The organism is Kitasatospora azatica KCTC 9699 (assembly GCF_000744785.1).
In the GTDB taxonomy this organism is placed as follows: domain Bacteria; phylum Actinomycetota; class Actinomycetes; order Streptomycetales; family Streptomycetaceae; genus Kitasatospora; species Kitasatospora azatica.
In genome coordinates this window covers 2,120,466-2,134,201 of sequence record NZ_JQMO01000002.1, presented here as the reverse complement: position 1 = coordinate 2,134,201, position 13,736 = coordinate 2,120,466, and the positions used below count along the sequence as shown (strand labels likewise).

The window sequence follows — 13,736 nt, the reverse complement described above, 5'->3', positions numbered from 1 at the left end:
GTGGCGCTCACCCTGCCCGCCGCCGACGGCTTGAAACTGCCCGCGGTGCTGCGGCGAGCCGGAGTCACGGCCCTGCTGCGCCGGCCCAGCCTGCTCGCGGCCGCGACCATCCTGCTGGTCTGCGTGCCGACCGGCGAGAAGGACGTGGCCGCCGCCGTCCACATCACCCCGGCCGACCTCGCCTCACTCGCCCTGGTCGGGCTGCTCGCCCTCGACCTGCTGCGCGGCCGCCCGGCAAGATCGGCCGGACAGGCCCCAGGGCTGAGCCGCCCGGCCGCGCTGGTCTTCGCGGCCGTCACGGTGGCGGCCGCCGCCGCGACCGTCACCTCGATCGACCCGTCCGCCAGCCTGACCGGGTTCATCCGGCTGGTGCAGATCTTCGTGCTGGTCCCGGCCGCCGTGCTGGCCGCGCTGCGCGACCGCACCGACCTGCGGGTGGTGCTCGGCGCCTTCGTGCTGGCCGCGCTGATCGAGGGCGTGGTCGGTGCCGAGCAGTACCTGACCGGCACCGGCGCCTCCTACACCGGGCAGCCGATCCGGGCGGTCGGCACCTTCGGCGCGCTCGACATCATGGCGATGTCCGGGGTGGTCAGCTTCGGGCTGCTGGCCGCGCTGGCCCTCGGCCTGGCGGAGCGGCCGGGCAGTTGGGGCCGGCGGGCGCTGCTGGCGACGGCGGCCTTCCTGGTCTTCCCGCTCGCCGTCTCGTTCAGCCGCGGCAGCTGGATCGCCACCGCCGTCGGCGCCACCGTGCTGCTGCTCAAGGCGGACCGCCGGCTCGCGCTGCGCTGGGCCGCACTGGGCGTGGCGGCGGCGATCGTGCTGGTCGGCGGGCTGGGCGCGGGCGGCGGCGGGGTGGCCGAGCGGCTCAGCAGCATCGGCTCGGTCTCCGGCGGCAACGAGGACCACTCGGTCAGCGACCGCTACGACCTGTGGGCCACCGCCCGGGCGATCTGGGCCGACCACCCGGTCACCGGCGCCGGACCGAAGAGCTTCCAGCGGCTGCGCGACTCGCACGCCCCGCTGCGGCTCTCCTCCGGCAGCGATGCCGCGGACTCCACCATCGGCTTCACCCGCGAACCGCTGCTCTCCCCGCACAACATGTACTTCCTGGTGCTCAGCGAGCAGGGCCTGGTCGGGATGGTGGCCTACGGCGGCCTCTTCCTCTCCCTGCTGATCGGCTGCCTGCGACGGCCCGGTGCGGCCGGTACCGCCGCCGTCGGGCTGCTCTGCTGGGTCCTGGTGGACTTCCTCTACGCCGACATCGGGGGCACCACCACGGTGCTGACCTCGGTGATCCTGGGCGTGGCGACCTGGTGGGCGCTGCCGGCCCGGGAGACCCCATGACCACCACCCAGAGCCCGCCGGCGCCCCCGCAGGTCGAGCGCGGGCGCCAATCCTCCTTCCTGGCCAAGGCCTTCGGCATCACCGCGGTGCTCAGTGCGGCCGGCTCGGCGCTCGGCCTGCTGCGCGACCTGCTGCTGGCCCGGTTCTTCGGAGCGGACGAGGGCACCGACGCCTTCCTGGTCTCCTGGACGGTCCCCGAGACGGCGGCGCCGCTGCTGATCGAGGACGCGATGGCCTTCCTGATGGTCCCGGCCTTCAGCCTGGCCCTGGTGCTGCGCGAGGAGCGGCCCGAAGGCCCGGACCCGGTACGGCAGTTGACGGCCGCCACGCTGCCCTGGCTGCTGGCCGGGCTGTGCGGCCTGTCCGGGGCCACCATGCTCTGGGCGCCCCAGCTGGTGCACACCCTGGCCCCGGGGCTGGCCGACCCGGCGCTCGCCGTCACCTGCACCCGGATCACCGCCGTCACCATCCTGCCGTTCGGCGTGGCCGGCTACCTCGGCGCCGCCCTGCGCGCGCACCACCGCTTCACCGCCCCGGCCGTCATCTACGTGGCCTACAACCTGGGCATCCTGACCATCCTGACGGTCTGCCACAGCCTCTTCGGGGTCCGCGCGGCCGCCCTCGGAGTGGCCTTCGGCAGCCTGCTGATGGCCGGGGTGCTGGTCGGTCCGTTCGTCCGGGCGCTACGGGACGGTCGACGCGGGCGGGGGCGGGCGCCGCGCGGCGGCCGCGGACTGCTGCTCAGCCCGCTGGCGCTGCTGCCGGTGGCCGCCTTCACACTGACCCGACAGTCGCAGGTGTTCATCGAGCGCTTCCTCGGCTCGACGCTGCCGGCCGGGACCATCTCGCACCTCAACTACGCCGCCAAGGTCTCCCAGTTGGCGATGACCACCGCGATCCTGATCTGCACGGTGACCTTCCCCCTGGTAGCTCGGGCGCTGGCCGCCGGGGACCTGACCGCCGCCCGGGACCGGGTGGAGAAGGACCTCGGGCAGGCGGCCGCGGTGGTGCTGGCCGGCACGGCCTTCCTGATCGCCTGCGCACCCGCGGTGGTCTCGCTGCTCTTCCAGCGCGGCGCCTTCAGCCGGGCCGACACGGCCGCCACCGCGCAGGTGATCCAGGTGTACAGCTTCGGACTGCTGGCGCAGGCGCTGATCGGGGTGATGGTCCGCCCGTTCTTCTCGATGCGGCCGGCCGTGCGCCGGGCGGACGATCCGCGCCCCGAGGAGGCGGCGGACCGGCTGCTGGACTGGTACCCGGTCGGGGCGATGGCCTTCGGCCTGGTGGTCACCACCCTGGTAGGCCTACTGGCGATCCGTCAGTTCGGCGCGCTGGGACTGGCGGCGGGCAACGCGGCCGGCATCACCACCACGGCGGTGCTGCTGCTGCGCGGGCTCGCACTGCGCGGCATCGCGCTGCGGATGCGCCAGGTGCTCGCCGGGCAGGCCAGGTTGCTGCTTGCGGCTGCGGGCGCCGCAGCCGCCGGCGCGCTCGCCGCCCGCGCGGTGCATCCGGCACCGCTGTCGATCCTGACCGGCGGCAGCGCCGTGCTCACGGTCTACCTCGGCCTCGGCGCCTGGCTCGGAGCCCGCGAACTGACCGGCCCCGCCCGCCGGGTGATCGGACTGCTGCCAAGGCTGCGGCCCACCCGGCGCCACGGGGACGGGGAGGGCGCCGGTCCGGGAGCCGCACCGGCGCCAAGTCTGGAGGAAGGAACGCTGACCGATGGTCGCTGAACTCACCCGCCGCCCGCGCCTGCCCCGCCAGAGCGGCGCCGACGGGGGTCGCCGGTACGGCGCCCCGTGGATCCTGATGTACCACTCGGTGGCCGAGGAGGAGGAAGACCCCTACCTACTCACGGTCAGCCCCGAGCGGTTCGCCGCCCAGATGCGCTGGCTGGCCGCTCGCGGCTGGCGCGGCGTCAGCATGCGCGAGCTGCTGGCCGCCCGGGCCGCCGGGCGGCGAGAGCGGCTGGTCGGCCTGACCTTCGACGACGGCTACGCCGACTTCGCTCGGCATGTCGTCCCGGTGCTCTCCACCTACGGCTTCACCGCCACCGCTTACGTGGTCGCGGGCCGGCTCGGTGGCGACAACGGCTGGGACGTCGAGGGGCCGCGCAAGGCCCTGCTCACCGTCGACCAGGTCCGTGAACTGGCCGCCAGCGGCTGGGAGATCGGCTCGCACGGGGTCAGCCACGTGGCCCTGCCGGGGGTGCCGGCCGAGCTGCTCCGCGCGGAAGTGCGGGACAGCCGCACCACCCTGGAGCAGCTGGTCGGCGGCCGGGTCGGCGGCTTCTGCTACCCGTACGGTGACGTGGACGAGCCCGCCACCCGCGCCGTCGAGGAGGCCGGCTACGACTACGCGGTGGCGATCCGGCACAGCACCCTGGCCGGGCGGTTCGCGCTGCCGCGCTGCTACGTCGGCGACCGCGACGGCGCCTGGCGGCTGCGCGCCAAACGCGGCCGGCACGGCCTGCGCGACGTGATGACCGAGCTGCGCCGACGGGGGGCCGCCCGATGAGCGGCGCACCCGGGCGAGTCCCGCCCGCGCGAGTCCGGCCGATGCGGGTGCTGCACATCATCACCGGCCTGGCCGCCGGCGGCGCCGAACAGCAGCTGCTGCTGACGATCCGTCACCTGCCGCCCGGCATCGACTGCGAGGTGGCCACGCTGACCAATCCCGGCAGCGTCGCGGCGGCGCTGCGGGCCGAGGGCGTGCCGGTGCACGACCTGGCGATGCGCGGGAACCGGGACGTCGCGGTGCTGCCCAGGCTGACCCGGCTGATCCGGCGCGGCCGCTACGACGTCGTGCACACCCACCTCTACCGGGCCGGGCTGTACGGGCGGTTGGCGGCCCGGTTGGCGGGGGTCCGGGTGGTGCTGGCCACCGAGCACTCGCTGCATGCGGGCACCATCGAGGGGCGGGCGGTCGGCACCGGTGTCAAGTCGCTCTACCTGGTGGCCGAGCGGCTCGGCAGCACCACCGTCGCGGTGTCCCGGCAGGTGGCCGGGCAGCTGGCCGACTGGGGCGTGCCCGAGCAGCGGGTGGCGGTGCTGCCGAACGGCATCGAGGTCGGCCGGTTCGCCGCAACCGGCGCGGACCGGACCGCCCGGCGGGCCCGGATCCGGCGGGAGTTGGGCCTGCCCGCCGATGCCTTCGTGGTCGGCGCGGTGGGTCGGCTGGTGCCCGGCAAGCGCTTCGAGGTGCTGGTCGAGGCAGTGACCGGGCTCTCCGGATCGGTCCGGCTGCTGGTGGTGGGCGAAGGACCGGAGCGGGCCGCACTGCAGCGGGCGGCCGGCGAGCGGGCCGTCTTCGTCGGTGAACGGGCCGACGTGCCGGAGCTGTTGACGGCCATGGACGTGCTCGCCGCGCCCTCGACTGAGGAGACCTTCGGGCTCGCGGTGCTGGAGGGGCTGGCGGCCGGCCTGCCGATCCTGCACAGCGGCTGCCCGGCACTGGAGGAGCTGCCCGCCGACGCCGCCCCCGGAGCCGTCAAGTTGCCCTCGAGGGCCGGTGCGTACCGCGACGCGCTGTTCGACCTGGCGACCGCGCCCACCGGGACCGTCACGCTGCCCAGGCCGGCTGCCGTGGCGCACTACGACATTGTCCGCACAGCGGCCCAACTGGGCGAGCTGTACCAGCGGTTGGGGCAGGGCCAGGGGCCGGTCCCGACCGGGAGGAAGAGCTGAGATGACCGCTCGACTGCAGAACGTCCGCAAGCTGGCCAGGCGTTGGTGGCCGATCGCCCTGGCGGTCCCCGTCGGCGCGGTCGCCGGAGCCGGCTACGCCGTCGTCACCCCGCCCGCCTACGCCGCCAACTCCTATGTGGTGGTGGTCCCGGAGAACACCACCGAACCCGGCGTGGCGGTCAACTTCGCGCAGGCGTACGGCCGACTGGCCGGGCAGCCGCAGGTGCTGGTGCTGGCGGCCGCCGACGCCGGGCACAGCGGCGCGGAGCTGGCCCAGCTGGTGCACGGCACCACCTCGCCGGACGCACCCGTGATCGAGATCGACGGTACCGGGAGCAAGCCGCAGGAGGCTGTGAAGGCGGCGGACGCGGTGGCCAAGGCACTGGTCTCGTTCGCCAACACCAGCTCCAAGGAGACCGGGGTCAAACTGGTGCCGCTGGCGGCCGCCGCCGAGCCGGACAAGCCGACCACGCCCAGCGCACAGCTGGACGTCGCGGTGGGCGCGGCGGCGGGAGTGCTGGTGGGGGCGCTGGGGATGACGGTCCGCCGCAAGCCGACCGAGCAAGCACAGGCGGAGACGGCGGAGACCCCCGCGATCCTGGAGACCCCCGCGGTCCCGGAGACCCCCGTGACTCCGGAGACCGCACCGATCCCGGAGACCCCCGTGGTCCCCGCCCCCAAGAAGCAAGCCGCACCCAGGAAGCAGGCCGTCCCCAAGGCTGGCGCCAAGGCCACCCCCGCCGAGCAGCCCGAGCCGGAGCCGGCCGGGAGTACCAAATGACCGCCCTGCACCTCTTCCGCCCGACCGCCGCCCCCAGCCAGCCTGGCCCGGCCGCCGGCCTGCCCGCCGACACCGCGCAGTGGACCATCGAGATCCGCCGCGAGGACGACGCCCTGCGCACCCTGGCCCCCGAGTGGGAGGCCCTCGCCGCCCGCTGCCGCACCGCCACCCCGTTCCAGTCCGCCGCCTGGCAGGCCTCCTGGTGGCGGGCCTACGGCCGGCCGGGCGCCCTGCGGGTGGTGCTGGTCCGCCGGGACGGACTGCTGGTCGGCGCCGCGGCGCTGGCCCGCACCCGCACCGGCACCCTGACCGGCCTCGGCGGTGGCCTGATCGACTTCACCGACGTGCTGTTGGACGACCAGCGCCGGGAGAGCGCCGCCGCCGCCCTGGCCGCCGCGCTGCCGCTGCGGCGCCCCTGGCAAGCCCTGGAGCTGCGCGAGGTCCGACCCGGCTCGGCGGCGCACCAGCTGTACGCGGCCTGGACCGGGCGCCGCCACCAGCTGCTGGACTCGGTCTGCCAGCACCTTCCGGCCGTCCCGATGGAGCAGCTGCTGAGTCGGCTTCCCGGTCGCACCGCCCAGCGCAGCCGGGCCAAGCAGCGCAAGCTGCTGGAGGCCGGGGTCGCGGCCCGCCGGGTGCCGGTGGCCGAGACCCGTGCGGCGATGGCCGACCTGCTGCGGCTGCACGCGCTGCAGTGGGAGAGCCGGACCGTCACGCCCGAGCACGTCAGCGACCGGTTCCGGCGGCATCTGGCCGAGTCCACCGAGGGGTTGGCCCGGCTCGGCCAGGCCGTGGTGTACCGCTACTACCTGGGCGAGCAGCTGATGGCGGTGGACCTGCTGCTGCTCTGCCCGTCCTTCGCGGGGCTCTACCTGTACGGCGCGCACCCGCAGTTGCGCGAGCGGATCGACATCGCGGGCCTGCTCTTCGGCACCTCGCTGGAGGAGGCCGTGCGCGCCGGGATCCCGGAGCTCAGTCTGATGCGCGGTGAGGAGCCGTACAAGGAGCGCTGGCGGCCGGAGCGGGAGCACAACCACCGGCTGTTGCTCGGCCCGCGCCACTTCGCGCTCGTGCTGAGCCTGCGGCTGGCGTTGGCGCGGGCTCGCGCAGCTGCCACGCCCAGGCTGCGCGAGCCGGTCCGCCGGCTGCGCGCCCTGCTCAACCGCTGACCGGCCCCGGCCGCCGGCGGGTCCGGTCGCTGACCGGCCTCAACCGCTGACCGGCCGGCCCGGGAATCCGGGCAGGTTGGACAGCCCCGGCAGCCCGGGGATCGCGGGCAGTTCCGGCAGACCCGGCGGCAGACCCGGCAGCAGCGGGGCTGACGGAGTGGCAGAGGGCGAGGCCGACGGCGTGGGTGTGGCCAGCGGCGACGGGCTGGGAGACGCGGAGGGGCCGGCCGAAGCCGACGTCGAGTTAGACGGCGCAGGACTGCCGCTCGGCCGCGGCCGGGTCGGACGCTGTGGCCCCGCGCCCTTCGAGCCGCTCAGCAGCTGCTTGTACACCGAACTGGAGCGCGGGTTGTTGTTGCACTCCCAGAACCCGTGCGGGCAGTAGTCGGTCAGCGTCTGGTACGCCGTGTCGTGGGTGCGCATCCAGTCGACCATCCGCCGCACGAACTCGGGGTTGTCGCCGTTGCGGAACAGCCCCCACTCCGGGTACGAGACCGGCTTGCCGCGCTTGGCGGCGAACTCCACCTGGTCCTCCAGGCCGTACGGCTCGTGGACGTAGTCGTCGAAGGCGGCGCCGGCCGGCTGGTCGTAGCTGTCGGTGCCGATGATGTCCACCACGTCGTCGCCGGGGTAGCACTTGGTCCAGGCGATCGCGTCCAGCCCGCGGTTCGGGGTGAAGTCGAAGCGGAACCGCTGCCCGGGCACCGAGCGCATCACGCCGATGATCCGCCGCCAGTAGGCCTTCCACGCGGTCGGGTCGGGCTTGCAGCGGCTGCTGTAGGTGATGCCGTTCATCTCCCAGCCGAGCACGATCACGGTGTCGCTGCCGCCGAGCGCGACCAGCTTGCGGGCCAGCCTCAGGAAGTGCTGGTCGAAGGCGCCGTGCGCGCCCTGGCCGAGCAGCTGGGCGACCTGGTCGTCCGGCAGGTCGCCCTCGTTGGGCACCACCATCGGCACGTTGAGCACCAGGGTCCGGCTGCGGTCGGCGAGGCGCCACTGCGACCAGAGGGCCAGCACCTTGGTCTCGCCCTCGACATCGGCCCAGCTGTTTCCGGCCAAGTAGGTGTGACCGACCTGCATGTTGGCGCCGTTCAGCCAGCCGGACATCCTGGCGATCTGCGGAATGTAGTTGTCCCAGGAGCCGACGAAGGCGCCGAACGGGACTTCGTGGCTGGCCATCTGGGTGGCCGGCTTGGGCGCTGCGGCGCGCGGGGTGGGGCTCGGCGAGTCGGTCGCGGCGGGCGTGCGGTCCGCGGTGCTGAGCGGGTTGCTGCCGCTCTCGATCCCTGCGGTGGTGAGCAGCAGCAGGGCGGCGGCGGCCAGTGCCAGGCGGCCGATTCGCATCGTGACTCCTCCGGTCTGGCCGTCGTTCGCGCTGTGACTGAGCGGGCCGCGCTCGGTGTGCGCGTGCCCACTGACAGTAAGCCGAGCTGCCGTCAGAAAAGCCGAATGTCACCCTAAAGTGGACAGTTGTCGCGAGTCTGGCCGAATTCGACGGGACAGCGCCGCCTTCCTGACCGATCGTCAGTCGCCACAGGTTCGTTGTGAGACCGCTCACTTCTGTAAAACGGCCGTAAAAGCGGCCCACCCCGACGCCCGGCCCCCGCCGAATGTCCGGTTATCCGTCCGCAGGCTGGACGTACGGCCCCGCCATGCTGACGCCCACGGGTTGGCCAGGTACCCTCCCGAGGTGTCCTGGAAGCCGCTTCGTACTCTGACCCCCCGCTCGGCGCTGCCCGCTCTGGCGGTGCTGCTGGTGCTCGGTGTGGGCGCTGCCGCGCACGCCAACAAGCCGGTTCCGTTCGGGGACCAGGTCTCCGCCCCCGGCAAGGCCGGGGCCAGCCCGGTCAGTGCGCAGTCCGCCGAGCCGGTCACCCCCGACTTCCGGGTCGGCCCCGGGCTCGAGGCCTACGACCCGGCTACCGGCTCGCTGCTCTGGTCCTACCGCCGGGACGGCGCCACCGCGCTGCACCTGTCGATGCTGACCCAGGGTTCGCAGCCGCAGAGCGCGGTGGTGGTCTGGGACGACGGCATGGTCACCTCGGTCCAGATCAGCGACCACCAGGTCCGCTGGCACCGCGCGGTGCCCGGCCTGGCCGACTGGCTGCGCGGCGACGGCGAGCCCGGCGACGCCCAGCGCACCGACGCCCAGCGCAAGCAGCTCCAGCTGGAGCGGGCCGCCGCCGCGGTGCGGACCGCGACCGCCCCCGAGCCCTGGGTGCAGGTGCTGACGCCCAACCTGACCATGGGCTTCCGGGACCGTGACGGGGATCTCAGATTCAACTCCCGCCCGCAGACCGGCTGCGTCTACGACCCGCTGCGCGCGGTCGGCACCGACTCCGCGGTGCTGGTCCCGCGCACCTGCACCGGCACCACCAGCTCCGGACGGCTGCTGCCCGGTGCGGTCTCCGGCTTCCGCCTGGACGGCCACGGCTACCAGCTCAGCGCCGGTCCGAAGGTGCAGCTCAAGCGGCTGGACGGGCACCAGGTGCTGATCGACGACGGCCCGCTGGTCGGCAGCCGGGTCTTCGACACCGAGCAGGGCGCCCCCGAGACCGGCTGCGACAACCCGGCCGCGCTGTTCGCCGCGGTGAAGTCCGGGACCGGCTGCCACTGACCGTCCCGGTAGCCGTCCCGGGGGTGTCCCAGCGGCCGTCCGGGCCGGAAATTGCTCCGGGCGCACTCAACGCGCCCGGTAGACTCATCGGCATGGCTGTTCTCTCTCTGCATTAGCGCGGTGACCGCCAGCTCGCCCCTGCCCCCCGCCGCGTCCCGCCCCAGGAGTTTCGACCAGCCATGATTTCTGCCAACGCCCTCGAACTGCGCGCCGGCGCCCGCATCCTCATCGAGTCCGCCAGCTTCCGGGTGGCCCCCGGCGACCGGATCGGCCTGGTCGGGCGCAACGGCGCCGGCAAGACCACGCTGACCAAGGTGCTGGCCGGCGAGGGCCTGCCGGCCGGCGGCACCGTCACCCGCTCCGGCGAGGTCGGCTACCTCCCGCAGGACCCGCGCACCGGCGACCTCGACGTGCTCGCCCGCGACCGGATCCTGTCGGCCCGCGGCCTCGACACCGTGCTCAAGAAGATGCGCGAGAACGAGGAGCGGATGGCCAACGGCAAGGGCGCCACCCGCGACAACGCGATGAAGAAGTACGCCCGGCTGGAGACCGAGTTCCTGACCAAGGGCGGCTACGCCGCCGAGGCCGAGGCCGCCACCATCGCCGCCGCGCTCGGCCTGCCGGACCGGATCCTCGCCCAGGAGCTGCACACCCTCTCGGGTGGTCAGCGCCGCCGGGTCGAGCTGGCCCGGATCCTCTTCTCGGACGCCGACATCCTGCTGCTCGACGAGCCGACCAACCACCTCGACGCCGACTCGATCGCCTGGCTGCGGGACTTCCTGAAGACCTACAAGGGCGGCTTCATCGTCATCTCGCACGATGTCGAGCTGGTCGAGACGGTCGTCAACAAGGTCTTCTACCTGGACGCCAACCGCTCCGCGATCGACATCTACAACATGGGCTGGCGGCAGTACCAGCAGCAGCGCGAGGACGACGAGAAGCGCCGCAAGCGCGAGCGGGCCAACGCCGAGAAGAAGGCCGCCACCCTCAACGCGCAGGCCGACAAGATGCGCGCCAAGGCCACCAAGACGGTCGCCGCGCAGAACATGGCCCGCCGCGCCGAGAAGCTGCTCTCCGGCCTCGAGCAGGTCCGGGCCTCCGACAAGGTCGCCAAGCTGCGCTTCCCCGACCCGGCCCCGTGCGGCAAGACCCCGCTGACGGCCAGTGGACTGTCCAAGTCCTACGGCTCGCTGGAGATCTTCACCGACGTGGACCTGGCGATCGACCGCGGTTCCCGGGTCGTGGTGCTCGGCCTCAACGGCGCCGGCAAGACCACCCTGCTGCGGATGCTCGCGGGTGTCGAGAAGCCGGACACCGGCGAGGTGATCCCCGGCCACGGCCTGAAGATCGGCTACTACGCCCAGGAGCACGAGACGCTCGACCCCGAGCGCACCGTGCTGGAGAACATGCGCTCCTCGGCGCCGGACACCGACCTGGTGCAGATCCGCAAGATCCTCGGCTCCTTCCTGTTCTCCGGCGACGACGTCGACAAGCCGGCCGGTGTGCTCTCCGGCGGTGAGAAGACCCGGCTCGCGCTGGCCTCGCTGGTGGTCTCCTCGGCCAACGTGCTGCTGCTCGACGAGCCCACCAACAACCTCGACCCGGCCAGCCGCGAGGAGATCCTCGGCGCGCTGCGCACCTTCACCGGCGCGGTGGTGCTGGTCACCCACGACGAGGGGGCGGTCGACGCGCTGGAGCCGGAGCGGATCATCCTGCTGCCGGACGGCGTCGAGGACCTGTGGACCCCGGCCTACCACGACCTGGTCGCGCTGGCCTGACGGCCGTTCGGTCGTACCCCTCGGTTGCAGTCGCTCGCGGCGAGTAGACGCGCGCTCCGGCAACCGGCCGATGATTTCTCATCACTCTGGCAGGTCCGGGAATGCAGAGGTCTCGGATTCCGTTTTAGCCAGATCACGCTGCCGCGCCGCCGTGCCGACCCTGCTGATCAGCTGTTTCGCCCTCGCCGGCCGCTCCGGGCAGGGGCGTGCACACCCAGGGTGAGCGCCCTGATGCGCTGGCGGCACCCCCGAGAGGCGCCCTTTTCCCAGGACTGACCCTGTCGAATGGGTGGCCAGGACGCAGGGGATGGGTGATCATGGGAATCTGACCGAGCACAGCTACGAGGAGGCACGGGTGGCCGAGACTCTGAAAAAGGGCAGCCGGGTGACTGGTGCCGCGCGTGAGAAGCTCGCGGCCGAGTTGAAGAAGAAGTACGACTCCGGAGCGAGCATCCGCGCGCTGGCGGAGGAGACCGGCCGTTCGTACGGCTTCGTGCACCGCATGCTGAGCGAGTCCGGGGTGAATCTCCGGGGTCGTGGTGGCGCCACGCGCGGTAAGGCCAAGGCTGCTGCGGCAGCTGGGTCCTGACTGTCCGTCAGGCCGGAGCGGTGCGGATCCTCCGGTTGGTCGGCGAAGAGCAGCCGAAGAATTCTGACAGTCCGTCAGCAGTATCAGACGCATCGGCGACCGGGACAGTTCTCACTCCGGCCGCCGATCGTCATGTCCGCAACGGGCCGGTGATCGGCGGCGCGGTCCGTCGGTATCCAAGGTCCCGGCAATAAGTTACTCTCCGGTAGACATGTGGGCAGCGCGCTGGAGCCTGCCCTGATCCTCGCCGGAGGTGCCCATGACCGCGCCCGTCTCCACCCCTGCCAGCTCGCCGGACTCCGCAGCCCGGGAAGCGGCCGGCGTCCGACTGGAGGTCGAGGGCGAGCTCGCCGTGGTCACGCTCTGCCATCCCAAGCGGCGCAACGCCCAGAGCCCCGCGATGTGGCGCGCGCTGGCCGCCATCGGCCGTGAACTGCCCGGCACGGTGCGCGTGGTGCTGCTGCGCGCCGAGGGCGTCTCGTTCTCGGCAGGCCTGGACCGGGCCATGTTCAGCCCCGAGGGGATCCCCGGCGAGCCGAACTTCCTGGCCCTGGCCGCCGCCTCCGACCAGGAGCTGGACGCCGCGATCGCCGGCTACCAGGAGGGCTTCACCTGGTGGCGCCGGCCCGACCTGATCACCATCGCTGCCGTCCAGGGGCACGCGGTGGGCGCCGGATTCCAGCTCGCCCTCGCCTGCGACCTGCGGGTCTGCGCCGAGGACGCGCAGTTCTCGATGCGCGAGACCTCGCTCGGCCTGGTCCCCGACCTGACCGGCACCAAGCCGCTGACCGACCTGGTCGGCTACGCCCGCGCGCTGGAGATCTGCGCCACCGGCCGCTGGGTCGGCGCGGCCGAGGCCGCCTCGACCGGTCTGGCCAACCTGGTGGTGGCCGGCGAGGAGCTGGACGCCGCCGCCCGCGACCTGGCCGCCGCACTGCTGGCCGCCCCGCGCGACGCGGTGATCGAGACCAAGGCACTGCTCCAGGGCGCGGGCGACCGCAGCTACGAGGAGCAGCGGGCCGCCGAGCGGGCGGCGCAGGCGCGACGGCTGCGGGACCTGGCGGGGATCGGGGACTGACGGCTCGTCGAACGACAGCGGGGTCCGGCTCTTGGAGGGAGAGAGCCGGGCCCCGCTCTGCTGTCCGCGCGCGGGAGCGGGCCCGGTAGTAGTTCCGGGAGCGAGTTTCGTGGCGGAATGTCAGAGTTGGGGCAGATTGCGGTATAGCTGGACCCGTACCTCAGGAGGCACCCCCATGCCCGACACGCCCAAGCCGTCCGACCTGACCAAGCCCGCCGCCCCGCACGTCGGTCCGCACGTCGCGCCGCAGGTGGTCAAGGACACCGGCGAGGACCGCGGCCGGACCGCGCTGGCCGACGGTGTGGTGGAGAAGATCGCGGGCATGGCGGCCCGGGAAGTCCCGGGCATCCATGCGCTCGGCTCCGGTCTGGCCCGCACCTTCGGCGCGATGCGCGACCGGGTGCCGGGCGGCCGGGCCAGCGTCTCGCGCGGCATCAAGGCCGAGGTGGGCGAGCGGCAGACAGCGATCGACATCGCCCTGGTGGTCGAGTACGGGGTGGTGATCCCGGAACTCGCGGCGGCCGTGCGGCGCAACATCATCGTGGCGGTGGAGCGGATGACCGGCCTGGAGGTGGTCGAGGTGAACATCGCCGTCAACGACGTCCACCTGCCCGACGAGCCGGACGAGGAGGAGAGCGTGCCGACCTCCTCCGAGCGGCGGCCCCGGGTCCAGTAGCCACGTACTCAAGCG

At 73.2% G+C, this 13,736-nt stretch carries 12 protein-coding genes; 11 read left to right on the top strand and 1 reads right to left on the bottom strand.

The genetic code is table 11. The annotated features are described in order from the left end of the window. The 6 genes from BR98_RS39150 to BR98_RS09765 are packed head-to-tail and all read left to right on the top strand — an operon-like array spanning position 1 to position 6,983. The gene (locus tag BR98_RS39150; RefSeq protein ID WP_035841744.1) at positions 1–1,344 is read left to right on the top strand and encodes an O-antigen ligase family protein; all 1,344 of its coding nucleotides are present in this window, start codon (positions 1–3) and stop codon (positions 1,342–1,344) included. Next, positions 1,341–3,080, top strand: a complete 1,740-nt coding sequence (locus BR98_RS09785) for a lipid II flippase MurJ (protein WP_051969522.1) — start codon at positions 1,341–1,343, stop codon at positions 3,078–3,080. Before BR98_RS39150 ends, BR98_RS09785 begins: the two co-directional genes overlap by 4 nt. Beyond that, positions 3,070–3,864 carry a polysaccharide deacetylase family protein gene (locus tag BR98_RS09780; RefSeq protein WP_035841740.1) on the top strand — a complete coding sequence of 265 codons (795 nt, stop codon included), beginning with the start codon at positions 3,070–3,072 and terminating at the stop codon, positions 3,862–3,864. Before BR98_RS09785 ends, BR98_RS09780 begins: the two co-directional genes overlap by 11 nt. Further along, entirely contained in the window at positions 3,861–5,033 is a 1,173-nt protein-coding gene (locus tag BR98_RS09775; protein WP_407639426.1) for a glycosyltransferase, read from the top strand. The genes BR98_RS09780 and BR98_RS09775 overlap by 4 nt, the downstream gene beginning before the upstream one ends. A gap of 1 nt (position 5,034) precedes the next feature. Continuing rightward, positions 5,035–5,814, top strand: a complete 780-nt coding sequence (locus tag BR98_RS09770) for a Wzz/FepE/Etk N-terminal domain-containing protein (RefSeq protein ID WP_051969520.1) — start codon at positions 5,035–5,037, stop codon at positions 5,812–5,814. Further along, positions 5,811–6,983 carry a GNAT family N-acetyltransferase gene (locus BR98_RS09765; RefSeq protein ID WP_083976204.1) on the top strand — a complete coding sequence of 391 codons (1,173 nt, stop codon included), beginning with the start codon at positions 5,811–5,813 and terminating at the stop codon, positions 6,981–6,983. The genes BR98_RS09770 and BR98_RS09765 overlap by 4 nt, the downstream gene beginning before the upstream one ends. Positions 6,984–7,022: 39 nt before the next feature. Here BR98_RS09765 and BR98_RS09760 read toward each other — a convergent pair whose 3' ends face one another. Beyond that, the gene (locus tag BR98_RS09760; RefSeq protein ID WP_157537563.1) at positions 7,023–8,327 is read right to left on the bottom strand and encodes a glycoside hydrolase family 26 protein; all 1,305 of its coding nucleotides are present in this window, start codon (positions 8,325–8,327) and stop codon (positions 7,023–7,025) included. Positions 8,328–8,673: 346 nt separating this feature from the next. Between BR98_RS09760 and BR98_RS09755 the strand changes: the two genes are divergently transcribed. The 5 genes from BR98_RS09755 (at position 8,674) to BR98_RS09735 (ending at position 13,721) form a co-directional block, all read left to right on the top strand. Next, the gene (locus tag BR98_RS09755) at positions 8,674–9,600 is read left to right on the top strand and encodes a hypothetical protein (protein WP_035841736.1); all 927 of its coding nucleotides are present in this window, start codon (positions 8,674–8,676) and stop codon (positions 9,598–9,600) included. A gap of 179 nt (positions 9,601–9,779) precedes the next feature. Then, the gene (locus tag BR98_RS09750) at positions 9,780–11,378 is read left to right on the top strand and encodes an ABC-F family ATP-binding cassette domain-containing protein (protein WP_035841735.1); all 1,599 of its coding nucleotides are present in this window, start codon (positions 9,780–9,782) and stop codon (positions 11,376–11,378) included. Between the two features lie 355 nt (positions 11,379–11,733). Next, positions 11,734–11,967: a helix-turn-helix domain-containing protein gene (locus tag BR98_RS09745; protein WP_035843861.1), complete on the top strand. Its 234-nt coding sequence runs from the start codon at positions 11,734–11,736 to the stop codon at positions 11,965–11,967. Positions 11,968–12,226: 259 nt separating this feature from the next. After that, a complete protein-coding gene (locus tag BR98_RS09740; protein WP_051969519.1) occupies positions 12,227–13,045 on the top strand; it encodes an enoyl-CoA hydratase/isomerase family protein in 819 nt (272 codons plus the stop codon). Between the two features lie 175 nt (positions 13,046–13,220). After that, positions 13,221–13,721: an Asp23/Gls24 family envelope stress response protein gene (locus BR98_RS09735; RefSeq protein ID WP_051969518.1), complete on the top strand. Its 501-nt coding sequence runs from the start codon at positions 13,221–13,223 to the stop codon at positions 13,719–13,721. Positions 13,722–13,736: the final 15 nt, after the last annotated feature.